At 73.0% G+C, this 11,803-nt stretch carries 11 protein-coding genes; 4 read left to right on the top strand and 7 right to left on the bottom strand.

Annotated features, from left to right (window positions below; all coding sequences use genetic code 11):
- Positions 1-136: 136 nt before the first annotated feature.
- Positions 137-346 (bottom strand): DUF397 domain-containing protein, encoded by a 210-nt coding sequence (locus tag ACFVVU_RS05125; RefSeq protein WP_387788435.1) that lies wholly within the window; start codon positions 344-346, stop codon positions 137-139.
- Positions 343-1,197, bottom strand: coding sequence for a helix-turn-helix domain-containing protein (locus ACFVVU_RS05120; protein ID WP_380682182.1), 855 nt, complete (start codon positions 1,195-1,197; stop codon positions 343-345). The genes ACFVVU_RS05125 and ACFVVU_RS05120 overlap by 4 nt, the downstream gene beginning before the upstream one ends.
- A 245-nt stretch (positions 1,198-1,442) precedes the next feature.
- Here ACFVVU_RS05120 and ACFVVU_RS05115 point away from each other — a divergent pair, with 245 nt between their 5' ends.
- On the top strand, positions 1,443-1,877 hold the full coding sequence (locus ACFVVU_RS05115) for an ATP-binding protein (protein ID WP_380682181.1): 435 nt from the start codon (positions 1,443-1,445) through the stop codon (positions 1,875-1,877).
- Complete coding sequence (locus tag ACFVVU_RS05110) at positions 1,874-2,134, top strand: hypothetical protein (RefSeq protein ID WP_387788434.1); 261 nt, start codon at positions 1,874-1,876, stop codon at positions 2,132-2,134. The genes ACFVVU_RS05115 and ACFVVU_RS05110 overlap by 4 nt, the downstream gene beginning before the upstream one ends.
- On the opposite strand, the gene soxR is transcribed toward ACFVVU_RS05110, so the two are convergent.
- Complete coding sequence (gene soxR, locus ACFVVU_RS05105; protein ID WP_380682179.1) at positions 2,124-2,627, bottom strand: redox-sensitive transcriptional activator SoxR; 504 nt, start codon at positions 2,625-2,627, stop codon at positions 2,124-2,126. The two genes, ACFVVU_RS05110 and soxR, sit on opposite strands and share 11 nt — an antisense overlap.
- Before the next feature lie 55 nt (positions 2,628-2,682).
- Here soxR and ACFVVU_RS05100 point away from each other — a divergent pair, with 55 nt between their 5' ends.
- Together ACFVVU_RS05100 and ACFVVU_RS05095 are read left to right on the top strand one after the other, a co-directional pair.
- Positions 2,683-3,384: a transketolase gene (locus tag ACFVVU_RS05100; RefSeq protein ID WP_387788433.1), complete on the top strand. Its 702-nt coding sequence runs from the start codon at positions 2,683-2,685 to the stop codon at positions 3,382-3,384.
- Positions 3,385-3,406: 22 nt separating this feature from the next.
- The gene (locus tag ACFVVU_RS05095) at positions 3,407-4,315 is read left to right on the top strand and encodes a transketolase family protein (RefSeq protein ID WP_380682177.1); all 909 of its coding nucleotides are present in this window, start codon (positions 3,407-3,409) and stop codon (positions 4,313-4,315) included.
- A gap of 7 nt (positions 4,316-4,322) precedes the next feature.
- On the opposite strand, the gene treZ is transcribed toward ACFVVU_RS05095, so the two are convergent.
- From treZ to glgX, 4 genes are all read right to left on the bottom strand, one after another.
- Positions 4,323-6,041, bottom strand: coding sequence for a malto-oligosyltrehalose trehalohydrolase (treZ, locus tag ACFVVU_RS05090; RefSeq protein WP_387788432.1), 1,719 nt, complete (start codon positions 6,039-6,041; stop codon positions 4,323-4,325).
- Complete coding sequence (gene treY, locus ACFVVU_RS05085) at positions 6,038-8,554, bottom strand: malto-oligosyltrehalose synthase (RefSeq protein WP_387788431.1); 2,517 nt, start codon at positions 8,552-8,554, stop codon at positions 6,038-6,040. Before treY ends, treZ begins: the two co-directional genes overlap by 4 nt.
- Positions 8,555-8,647: 93 nt before the next feature.
- Positions 8,648-9,394 (bottom strand): hypothetical protein, encoded by a 747-nt coding sequence (locus ACFVVU_RS05080; protein ID WP_387788430.1) that lies wholly within the window; start codon positions 9,392-9,394, stop codon positions 8,648-8,650.
- A 100-nt stretch (positions 9,395-9,494) separates the two neighbouring features.
- Complete coding sequence (gene glgX / locus ACFVVU_RS05075) at positions 9,495-11,642, bottom strand: glycogen debranching protein GlgX (protein ID WP_387788429.1); 2,148 nt, start codon at positions 11,640-11,642, stop codon at positions 9,495-9,497.
- Between the last annotated feature and the right edge of the window lie 161 nt (positions 11,643-11,803).

Here is an 11,803-nt window from a genome sequence, read left to right as displayed (position 1 = left end):
TTTGGGGGGGTTTGGGGGTTCCGCCCTGGGGGGGGGTTTTTTGGTGGGGGGGGGGGGGGGGGGGGGTGTGGGGGGGGGGGTGGGGGTGGGGGGGGGGGGGGGGGCCCCCCGCCCCCCCCCCCCCCCGCCGGGGTGATCAGGTGTGGGTGGGGAGTTCGCCGGTGTGGATGGCGGTGAGGAAGGAGTGCCAGGCGGTGGTGGTGAAGGTGAGGGTGGGGCCGTCGGGGTCCTTGCTGTCGCGGACCGGGACTATGCCGGTATGGCCGTCGGCGACTTCGACGCAGTCGCCGTCACCGTTGCTGTAGGTGCTCTTGCGCCATTGAGCACCTTGGAAGTCATGCGTCATTTGCTGTACTCCTCCGCGACCTTCCTCAACCACGAGATCGACCTCTCGGGTTGAGTCGATGAGGCCATGAGCCGATGGAATATGTCTTCATGGCGGGAAATCTCAGGCTGTTGCTCGATGTAGGTCTTCGTGGTGACCGTCTCTGAATAGACGATGCTGCCTGGGATGTCGCTGAAGGAGAGGACCGAGAACGATGAGCCCATGGCGGCATGGGCGCCCGCCGAGAACGGGAGCACCTGGACCGTGATGTTCGGGCGTTCCTCTGCCATCGCCGCAATGTGGTTCAGCTGTTCGGCCATGACGCTCTCGTCGCCGACCGGCCGTCGCATGGCGGCTTCGCCGACGATCGCCCAGAGCTGAGGTGGGTCGTGGCGATCGAGGATGGCCTGCCGCTGCATGCGGAGGGCCAGCCTCAGTTCCAGTTCCTCGGTGGACTCGGTCGGTTTCATTGAGCGCATGATGTTCCGTGCGTAGTGCTCGGTTTGAAGCAGGCCGGGAACAAGCTCGCACTGGAAGGTCGAGATTCTCGTGGCGTCTGCTTCAAATCCCACATACGCACGGAAGCGCTCCGGTAGCGCGTCGCCGTAGGCATGCCACCAGCCCTGTTGCCGGCTCTGCCTGGTGAGGCTGAGGAACTGCTTCACCTCATCGGGTGAAGTGATGCCGTAGTGGGCCAACAGCTTGGCCGCGTCGCGCTCTTGTAGGGAGACCAGGCCGCTCTCGATGCGGCTCAGCTTGGAGGCGGACCACCCCAGGGCGGCGGCCACGTCCTTCGCGCTCAAGTCCCGTTGCGCGCGCAACTTGCCAAGCTCCCCGCCGAGCCTACGCCGCAGCACGGTCGGACTGCTCACCCGTCACACTCCCTGGCTGTTCGGTTCCTTGCATAGTTTGCCACCCCTCCTGAAGCCTCAACCATGCTGGCAGCGGATGCAATTGCAGATTGGATGCGCTTGCGCGCAATCTGCCGCGAGGTGCATGCTACATCCAGTGACTCGACGGTTCTTCTGGGTGACTACCGGGCATTTCCATGCCCGTCCGGCCGTCTCCGTGGCAGCACCACGCCTTCAACTCCCTGCACCAGGAAGGTGAATCCGCCATGTCCTCCTGCCTCCCCTCCTCCCCCTCCCTCTCCTGCTGGCTCCCGCGCAGCAGGCGCTCGCCGGGCGAAGCGCGCCGGTTGCTCGAAAAGCTGCTCGACGGTGCGCCCGGGGGTGAACGCTTCCTCGAATCCGGGCGGTTGCTCGTCAGTGAGCTCGTCACCAACGCCGTTCTGCACGGCACGCCGATGGGGCGGCGGGTGCAGATCGTCCTCAGCGTCGACCGTCAACGCCTCCGCATCGAGGTGCACGACGCCCGGGGTGAGCGCGGTCCCGTGCTGCGGGCGGCCGGTGGGGAGGACGAGTCCGGGCGCGGGCTCGCGATCGTCAAGTTGCTGGCCCACCGCTGGGGTTGCTGCCCGCGCGAGGGTGGCGTGGGCAAGATCGTGTGGGTCGAGGTCGAGGTCGAGTCGCCCGTCGGGCGTGCCCGGTGACGCCGGCGCGGCTCGTCACCGTCGAGGTCGTCGGCCTGGTCCCGCCCACGACCTACGCCCTCCTCTCCGAAGCCCTGTCCGACCTCTGGGCGGCCGTCCGCTTCCAGCCCATGAGCAGACCGCAGTGGCAGCAGCTGGAATGCTGCCTCGTCGGCCCCGGGGCCGAGCGCTTCGTCGCCGAACGCCTCGACAGCGACGGAGTGTTGGAGCTCCCGGCCGGAGAGATCCGGATCCGGCTGGGATGGGTCACTCCGTGAACTCGCCCCCCGCCGGCTCCGGGCCGGTGGCGGGGTCGCGGGTCAGCAGGTAGCGGGCGCCCGGGCCGGCGGCGGCGGCGCGGTCGGCGGCGTTGTAGAGGCCGCAGCGGGTCAGGGACAGGCAGCCGCAGCCGATGCAGCCGGTGAGCTTCGCCTTGAGCCGCTCCAACTCCGCGATCTGTTCGTCGATCCGGCTCTGCCAGGACTGCGCGACACCGTCCCACTCCGCCCCGCTCGGCGCGCGGTGCTCGGGGAGGCGGTCCAGGGCGACCTTGGCCTCGTCCAGGGACAGGCCGACCCGTTGGGCCGCCCGGACGAAGGCGATCCGGCGCAGTGTGCCACGGGTGTAGCGGCGCTGGTTGCCGGTGGTGCGGGTGGCGTGGATCAGCCCCAGCTTCTCGTAGTACCGCAGGGCGGAGGCGGCGAGGCCGCTGCGGTCGGCGAGCTGGCCGATGGTGAGGAGGTCGTGCCGGCCAGGGGTGTGGGCGCTCATGTGTGCCACTCTAGCGCTTGACTTGAAGTCGACTTCAAGTAGCAGCATCGAGGGCATGAACACGACGCCCCCCACTTCCCTCGGTCACGCCGAGCTGCCGGGTCTGATGGCCCTGATGACCGGCGACGAGAAGCACGGTCCGGCCGCCACCTCCACCCTGGACGCGCTGTGGGTGCTCTACGACCGGGTCCTGCGGGTGACCCCCGCCACCGCCGACGACCAGGACCGGGACCGTTTCCTGCTCTCCAAGGGCCACGGCCCGATGGCCTACTACGCCGTCCTCGCCGCCAAGGGCTTCCTCGACCCGGCGGTGCTGCCCAGCTTCGGCGCCTACGACTCGCCGCTCGGCCACCACCCGGACCGCCTGCTGATCCCCGGGGTGGAGATCAGCTCCGGCTCGCTCGGCCACGGTCTGCCGATCGCCGTCGGCACGGCGCTCGGCCTGCGCGCCCAGGGGCTCACCGACCCGGCGGTCTGGGTGCTGATCGGGGACGCCGAGTTCGACGAGGGTTCCAACCACGAGGCGGTGGCCTTCGCCGGTGCCTACGGGCTGGACCGGCTGCACGCCCTGGTGATCGACAACTCCTCGGCCACCCACGGCTGGCGGGGCGGCATCGCCGCGCGCTTCGCCGCCGAGGGCTGGTCGGCCGAGACGGTGGACGGCCGCGACCACGACGCGCTGTACGCCGCGTACACCGCCGCGCACCCCGGCCGGCCGCGGGTCGTGGTGGCCCGCGTCGAGCCGAAGAACTCCTGAGCCAGAAGGGCCCGAACTTCCCATGGACACCATGCGCGACCGCTTCATCGCGACCGCCTCCCGTCTGCTGGACGAGGACCCGCGCCTCGCGCTCGTCCTGGCCGACATCAGCGCCGCCGGCTTCGCCCCGGCCGCCGAGCGGCACCCGGACCGGCTGATCAACGTCGGCATCCGCGAGCAGCTGCTGATCGGCGCCACCGCCGGTCTGGCGTTCACCGGGCTGCGCCCGATCGCCCACACCTTCGCCAGCTTCCTCGTCGAGCGCCCCTTCGAGCAGGTGAAGCTCGACCTCGGCCACCAGGGCGTCGGCGCCGTGCTGGTGAGCGCGGCCGGCTCGTACGACTGGCCGGCCGGCGGCCGGACCCATATGGCACCGGGCGACGTCGCGCTGCTGGCCACCCTGCCCGACTGGACGGTGCACGTGCCCGGCCACCCGGACGAGGCCGAGCGGTTGCTGCGGCACGCGGTGGCGGACGGTGACCGCAAGGTGTACGTCCGCCTGTCCGACCACAGCAACGAGCGCGCCACCGCGATCGAGCCGGGCCGCTTCACCGTCGTGCGCAGCGGCACCCGCGGCACGGTGGTCGCGGTCGGTCCGATGCTGGACGCCGTGCTGGCCGCCACCGAGAACCTGGACGTCACCGTGCTCTACGCGGCCACCGTCCGGCCGTTCGACGCCGCCGCGCTGCGCGCCGCCACCGGGAGCGCCGCCACCGGGCGGAGCGCGGACGTGGTGCTGGTCGAGCCCTACCTGGCCGGCACCTCCGCCAACGAGGCCCACGAGGCGCTCGCCGACCGCCCGCACCGGCTGCTCGCCCTCGGCGTGCCGCGCGCCGAGCACCGCCAGTACGGGTCGATTCCGGAGCATCTGGCCGCCTACGGTCTGGACGCGCACGGGCTGCGCGACCGGATCGGCGCCTTCCTCGGGTAGCGAGTCGTCAAGGACGCACAATCACAACGGAGTCAGGTGCGAGTGTGATCGCTCCTTCGGATCCGGAGTGCCCGCCGAACGCCGCCACCACCTCCCCGCCCAGCGGCAGAGCCGCGGCCGACGCCCCGAGGTTGACCGCCACCCGGTAGGGCCCCCGGTGCACCACCAGCCACCCGGCGGCCTCGTCGGCGTCGACCCGCACCGCCGCCAGATCGGGGTCGGACAGCTCCGGGCTGTCCCGCCTGAGCCTGATCAACAGCCGGTACCAGTGCAGCAGTTCGCTGTGCGGAGCGCGCCGGGGCTCGGTCCAGTCCAGGACGGAGCGCAGCACGGTGGCCGGCTCCTGCGGGTCCGGTACCGCGTCCGCCGCCCAGCCGTGCTCGGCGAACTCCCGCCGCCGGCCCCGGCGGACGGCCTCGGCGAGGTTGGGGTCGGTGTGGTCGGTGAAGTACTGCCAGGGGGTGGCCGCGCCCCACTCCTCGCCCATGAACAGCATCGGCGTGAACGGTGAGGTCAGCACCAGTGCGGCGCCGCAGGCGAGCCGGCCGGGGGAGAGGCCGGTGGAGATCCGGTCGCCCAGGGCCCGGTTGCCGATCTGGTCGTGGGTCTGCAGGTAGCCGAGCAGGCGGTCCCCGTGCGCGGGCGGGAACGGCCGGCCGTGGTGGCGGCCGCGGAAGGAGGACCAGCCGCCGTCGTGGAACCAGCCCCGGGTGAGGGCCTTGGCCACCGCGGCGAGCGGGGCGGCGGCGAAGTCCCCGTAGTAGCCCTGGGATTCGCCGGTGAGGGCGCAGTGCAGGGCGTGGTGGAAGTCGTCGCTCCACTGGGCGGCGAGCCCCTGCCCGCCGGCCTCGCGCGGGGCGGTGGTGCGCGGGTCGTTGCGGTCGGACTCGGCGATCAGGAACAGCGGCCGGTTGGTGGTCACCGCCAACCGGTCCACCTCGCAGGCGAGTTCCTCCAGGAAGTGGACGGCCCGGTCGTCGGCGAGGGCGTGCACGGCGTCCAGCCGCAGGCCGTCGATCCGGTAGTCGCGCAGCCAGGCGAGGGCGCTGCCGATCAGATAGGCGCGCACCTCGTCGGAGCCGGGCGCGTCCAGGTTGACGGCCGAGCCCCAGGGGGTGTGGTGCCGATCGGTGAAGTACGGGCCGAACATCGGCAGGTAGTTGCCGGCGGGGCCGAGGTGGTTGTGGACCACGTCGAGGACGACGCCGAGGCCCTTGCGGTGTGCGGCGTCGACGAAGCGCTTCAGTCCCTCGGGCCCGCCGTAGGGCTCGTGCACGGCCCACGGCGAGACGCCGTCGTAGCCCCAGCCGTGCTTGCCGGGGAACGGGCAGACCGGCATCAACTCGACGAAGTCCACGCCCAGTCCGACCAGGTGGTCCAGTCGCTCGGCCGCCGCCTCGAAGGTGCCGGCGGCGGTGAAGGTGCCGATGTGCAGCTCGTACAGCACGGAGCCGGCGAGCGGGCGGCCCCGCCACCCGGTGTGCGACCAGTTGAAGGCGGCGTGGTCGACCGCGCGGCTAGGGCCGTCGGGGCCGTGCGGCTGCCGGGGCGAGCGCGGGTCGGGCAGCGGCCGGCCGCCGTCCAGGACGAACGCGTAGTCCCCGGCGGGCGCCTCGCCGTGCCACCACCCGGCGCGGGCGCCGTCCCGGGCCAGCGCGTGCGGTCGGCCGTCGACGGCCACCTCGACCCGCTCGGCGGCGTACGGTGCCCAGACCTCGTACCTCATGCCGCGCCCCTCCTGGTCAGCAGGGCCACCGGGAGGTCGGCCAGCAGGTCCTTCACCAGCACCGGGCCGGACGGGACGGGGCGGCCGGTCAGCGCGTCGGTCCACTCGCCCCCGGTGGGCAGGTGCAGTTCGGTGCCGCGCCAGCCGCCGTCCCGGGCGAGCCCGTACGGCAGCCGGGTGACGACGGTCAGGACGTCCGGTCCGCGCCCGAAGGCGAGCAGGTGCCCGGCGGCCGGGCCGACGGCGGTGAGCGGCCGGTGGGCGCCCAGCGGGCGGGTGCGGCGCAGGTGCAGGGCGGTGGTGGTGAGGTGCAGCTTCTCGCGCGCGAGGTCGCCCGCGCGGGCGGTCGCGGAGTCGGTGAGCCGGACGGCCAGCGCCCCGAGGTCGACGGCCCGCCGGTTGTCCGGGTCGACCAGGGTGTACAGCGGCTCCTCGCTGCCCTGGTAGAGGTCGGGCACGCCGGGAACGGTGAGGTGCAGCAGCGCGGCGGCCAGCGTGTTGCAGCGCGCGTACGGGGCGAGCGCGGCCACGTACCCCTCGATCCGGGGGAGCAGCCCGGGGTTGCCGAAGACGGCGTGCACCCGGTCGGCGAGGGCGCGTTCGAAGCGGACGTTCTGGGTGGTCCAGGAGGTGTGGACCTTGGCCTCCCGGGCGGCCTTGAGCACGGCGGCGACCAGCCGTTCGGGGGTGGCCGGCCAGGCGGCGACCAGGGTCTGCCAGAGCAGCCAGTCGCTGTCGGGGTCGAAGCGGGCGGCCGGTCCGTGCCCCGCCGCGGTGGACCAGGCGGCGGCCTCGGCGGCCCAGGCCTCGGGCTGCTCGGCCAGCACGGCGAGCCGGGCGCGGGCGTCGGCGCTGCGCTTGGTGTCGTGGGTGGAGAGCACCGTCATGGTGTGCGGCCAGTGCCGTTCGACGTAGTGGCACCAGGCGTGGAAGTCCTCGGGCCGCAGCCCGGGGTGGGCGGGTTCGCCGCCGACCTCGTTGAGGCTCAGCAGCGCGTTCCACCGGTAGAAGGCGGTGTCCTCGACGCCCTTGGCGGCGACCGCGGCGGCGGTCTGGGCGAAGCGGACGGCGAACTCGTCCTGCTCGGGGCCGCGCCCGAGGGTGCCCTCGGCGAGGGCGGCGACAAAACGGTCGGTGGCGTCGGTCGGCCCGCCGTCGGAGGCGAGCGCCTCGTGCAGTTGCCGGGCGGAGGCCTCCGGCAGCGGCTCCCCGGGGCGCACGTACGGCCGGTAGGCGGGGTAGCCGGTGAGCAGCCGGCGCAGCGCGGCGCGCAGCCGCTGCGGCGGGTGGTCGGCGTGGGCCGGGTCGGCGGCGCCGAGCCGGGCGGCCAGCCGGGCCAGCCGCTCCACCTCGGCGGCGAGCTCGCCCTCGGGAGCGGTCATGTCGGCCCGCCCCTGCCGGGCGGCGGCCAGCGCCGGGTGCGGGTCGGCGCAGGGTTCGCCGTCCGGCGGTGCGCCGGTGAGGAACGCCTCGTACGCCCCGGCCAGCCGGCAGGCGCCCGCGTGGTGGGTGAGCACGCCGTCGATCCGGCGCAGCGCGTCGTACCCGGTGGTGCCGGCGCACGGCCAGTCGGCGGGTAGCCGCTCCTCGCCGGTGAGGATCTTCTCGACCACGACGTAGGCGCCGCCGGTGGCCTCGGAGAGCCGTTCCAGGTAGCCGCGCGGGTCGGCGAGCCCGTCCGGGTGGTCGATCCGGAAGCCGTCCAGCACCCCCTCGCGGTGCATCCGCAGCAGTGTGCCGTGGGTGGCCTCGAACACCTCCGGGTCCTCGACCCGGACCGCGATCAGCTCGTTGACGGTGAAGAACCGCCGGTAGTTCAGCTCGGTGCGGGCCAGCCGCCACCAGGCCAGCCGGTACCACTGCCGGGCGAGCAGGTCGGGAAGCGCGAGGCGCTCGGTGCCGGGGCGCAGCGGCAGGACGTGGTCGTGGTAGCGCAGCGTGTCGCCGTCGACGGCGAGCTGGTCGAGGACGGCGCCGAGCCGGTCGCCGAGCAGCGGCAGCAGCACCCGGCCGCGCCCGGGGGCGTCGGGCGGGCCGGGCTGGGCGGTCCAGTCGATGTCGAACCAGCGGGCGTAGGGCGAGTCGGGGCCGTCCCGCAGGACCTGCCAGAGCGGGCGGTTGAGGTGCTCGGGGGCGGGCACGGCCATGTGGTTGGGCACCACGTCGGCGAGCAGCCGCAGGCCGTGCCGGTGCGCCTCGGCGGCCAGGGCGCGCAGGGCCGGCTCGCCGCCGAGCTGCTCGGCGATCCGGCCGTGGTCGACGGTGTCGTAGCCGTGGGCGGAGCCGGGCACGGGCTCCAGCAGCGGGGAGAGGTGCAGGTGGGAGACGCCGAGGGCGGCCAGGTAGGGGACGGCGGCGGTGGCGTCGTGCAGGGTGAAGCCGGGCTGGAGCTGGAGCCGGTACGTGGCGGTCGGGACAGTGGTGGTGGTGGCGGCGGTCGGGGCGCGGGTGGCGGCGGGGGTGGGGACGGAGGCGGCCGGGCGTGGCTGCGCGGGCTCGGCGGCGTGGGTCATGCCTCCATGCCTACCCGGCGGGGAGCGGGGGCAAGACCCGTTGCTGATCCGAACAGGTGAGCGGGGGTGTCGGGGCGCTCACCGGCCCGGTGCTCAGTGGCCCCGGCGCCGCCGGCTCCGCGGCACCGTGAAGTAGCCCGGACGCTGCGGTCCGCCGGCCCCGGAGCGTTCGAGCCTGAGGATCAGACCGTGCTCGGCCCTGGCGTCCGCCACCCGGGCGGCGGCGTCCGGGTCGTCCGCGTACTGGGTGATCGCGCTGTTGAACATCGTCGCGGTCGGCTCGGTGATCGGCCGGCCGGCCGGGTCGTCCCAGACCAGGGTCGTTCCCGCCGCGTACAGCCGGGGGCTGTCGCGCGGCGAGCCGTCCGGGTGGCGGCCGTCGCTCCGGTAGTACGCCAGCGCCTCGGCGACCGAACCGCGCGGGTGCGGCCGCCGGGGGTCCTGGTACAGGCCGCTGCCCCAGTCGGCGACTGCGGCCGCCTCGATCCGGCACAGCAGTTCCGGGACGTCCGGCCCGGCGGCGAAGTAGGCGGTCACGGCGAGCTGGCAGACCAGCTCCAGGCGGTGACCGGGGTCGAGCCCGAGCTCGGGCCGGAACCGCCGGTCGTCCACCTGGGTGACGACGTGGACCACCCCGTCGACCGCGCCGAGCCGCTCGATCAGGCCCTCGACCGCGGCGCGCTCGGCGGCCAGGGCGGCCTCCGCCTCCGGGGTGCGGGCGCGTGCCAGCACCCGCCGGTACGGGGGCGGGCGCCGGATCGTCGCGTCCGCGATCCGGCCGGGAACGGAGAGCAGGGTCCCGATCAGGAACTCCGTCGTGGTCAGATGATCGCCCGCCATGCCGGCCGCCCCCTCGGTCCCCGGTTCCTCCGGGGACCACCGTGGCCCGGGCGACGGCCGGTGCGCAAGATCCGCGGGTGAACCGCGACACCGTTGTTGCTCAGGCGGGACGCTGCAGCACCATCAGCGCGCGGTCGGTGAGCCACAGGGTGTCGCCGGCCTTGACCCGGGCCCCGGCGCCGGGGGCGGGCAGCCGGGGCAGGGCGGTGTCCACCACCACCTGCCACTCCTGGCCGTGCCCGGCCGGCACGGTGAACTCCAGCGGCTCGAAGTGCGCGTTGAACATCAGCAGGAAGGAGTCGTCGACGATCCGCCCGCCGCGCCGGTCCGGCTCCGAGATGGCGTAGCCGTTCAGGAACACGGTGAGCGACTTGGCGTGGCTGGCGCCCCAGTTGCGCTTGGTCATCTCCTCCCCGGCCGGGGTGAACCAGGCGATGTCGGTGAGGTCCTCGTACTCGCCGCCGCCCCCGCCCTCCCCGACGGGCCGCCCCGGGACCGGACGGCCGTGGAAGAAGCGCCGACGCCGGAACACCGGGTGGTCGCGGCGCAGCCAGACCATCCGCTGGGTGAACTCCAGCAGCCTGGTCCGCGGCCCGTCCCCCTCCGGCCAGTGCACCCAGGTGAGCTCGTTGTCCTGGCAGTAGGTGTTGTTGTTGCCCTGCTGGGTGCGGCCGAACTCGTCGCCGTGGGACACCATCGGCACGCCCTGGGAGAGCATCAGGGTGGCGAGGAAGTTGCGCTGCTGACGCGCCCGCAGCTCCTCGACGGCCGGGTCGTCGGTGGGGCCCTCGGCGCCGCAGTTCCAGGAGCGGTTGAAGGACTCGCCGTCCCGGTTGCCCTCGCCGTTGGCCTCGTTGTGCTTCTCGTTGTAGGAGACCAGGTCGCGCAGGGTGAAGCCGTCGTGGCAGGTGACGAAGTTGATCGAGGCGATCGGGCGGCGGCCGTCGTCCTGGTAGAGGTCGGAGGAGCCGGTGAGCCGGGAGCCGAACTCGGCGAGGGTGGCGTTCTCGCCGCGCCACAGGTCGCGCACGGTGTCCCGGTACATGCCGTTCCACTCCGTCCACAGCGGGGGGAAGTTGCCGACCTGGTAGCCGCCCTCGCCGAGGTCCCAGGGCTCGGCGATCAGCTTGGCCTGGGAGACCACCGGGTCCTGCTGGACGAGGTCGAAGAACGAGGAGAGCCGGTCCACCTCGTGGAACTGCCGGGCGAGGGTGGCGGCGAGGTCGAAGCGGAAGCCGTCCACGTGCATCTCGGTGACCCAGTAGCGCAGTGAGTCCATGATCAGCTGGAGCACGTGCGGGCTGCGCATCAGCAGGCTGTTGCCGGTGCCGGTGGTGTCCTCGTAGAACCGCTGGTCCTGGGCGAGGCGGTAGTAGGAGACGTTGTCCAGGCCGCGCAGCGAGAGCGTGGGCCCGAGGTGGTTGCCCTCGGCGGTGTGGTTGTAGACGACGTCGAGGATGACCTCGATGCCGGCCGCGTGCAGCGCCTTCACCATCGACTTGAACTCCTGCACCTGCTGGCCGCGGTCGCCGGTGGAGGAGTAGGAGGAGTGCGGGGCGAAGAAGCCGACGGTGTTGTAGCCCCAGTAGTTGGCCAGCCCGAGGTCGCGCAGCCGGTGGTCGCGGACGAACTGGTGCACCGGCATCAGTTCGATCGCGGTGACCCCGAGCTTGGCGAGGTGCTCGATGACGGCGGGGTGGGCGACGCCCGCGTAGGTGCCGCGGATCTCCTCGGGGATCCCCGGGTGCAGCTTGGTCAGGCCCTTCACATGGGCCTCGTAGAGCACGGTGCGGTGGTAGTCGGTGCGCGGCGGGCGGTCGGTGCCCCAGTCGAAGTACGGGTTGATCACCACCGAGTGCATGGTGTGCGGGGCGGAGTCGAGGTCGTTGCGCCGCTCGGGGGCGCCGAAGTGGTAGCCGTAGACGGACTCGTCCCAGTCGATGTGACCGCTCATCGCCTTGGCGTACGGGTCCAGCAGCAGTTTGGCGCTGTTGTGCCGCTGGCCGAGGCCCGGGTTGTACGGTCCGTGGACGCGGAAGCCGTAGCGCTGGCCCGGTTGCACGCCGGGGAGGTAGGCGTGTCGGACGAAGGCGTCGGTCTCGCGCAGTTCGACGGCCGTCTCCGAACCGTCCTCGCCGAGCAGGCAGAGCTCGATCCGGTCGGCGCTCTCCGAGAACACCGCGAAGTTGGTGCCGGCCCCGTCGTAGGTGGCACCGAGGGGGTAGGGGGTCCCTGGCCAGACCTGCATGGTTCCTCGACTTCCTGGTCCAGAAGGAGAACTGACGGGCATTGCGGTGGTCGGGGCGGCGGACCGCGGGGCACACTTCCGCCCGGCCGGGCGGAACCGGGCGCGCGTGCCGGCCGGGCGCCGTGACGTACGGCACACAGACGGCACAGTCCGCCATACTC

Source organism: Kitasatospora sp. NPDC057965, assembly GCF_042887135.1.
In the GTDB taxonomy this organism is placed as follows: Bacteria; Actinomycetota; Actinomycetes; order Streptomycetales; family Streptomycetaceae; genus Kitasatospora.
This window is presented reverse-complemented; position numbering and strand designations above follow the sequence as displayed.